Here is a 250-nt window from a genome sequence, read left to right as displayed (position 1 = left end):
GGAATAGCTGACGTGATAACGGAACGCTGGTTATCGCGTCCCGTTTGGGTTTTCAGACGACCTTTGGGTATCAGTTCAGGCGGTTTTTCTTACCGAACCAAACGAAGCCGATGGCGCCCAAAACAATCATCGGCACGCTCAACCATTGTCCCATCGACAAGCCCAAGGTGAGCAGGCCGAGATAGTCGTCGGGCTGGCGGGCGTATTCGGCGATGAAGCGGAAGAAGCCGTAGCCGCCGAGGAAGAGGGA

At 56.4% G+C, this 250-nt stretch carries 1 protein-coding gene; it reads right to left on the bottom strand.

The annotated features are described in order from the left end of the window. Window positions 1-70: 70 nt before the first annotated feature. The coding region (locus ACTHS3_RS18325) for a prolipoprotein diacylglyceryl transferase family protein (RefSeq protein ID WP_440368848.1) at window positions 71-250 on the bottom strand (180 nt) is incomplete at its 5' end.

This window comes from Neisseria sp. P0009.S007 (genome assembly GCF_051962515.1).
This window is presented reverse-complemented; position numbering and strand designations above follow the sequence as displayed.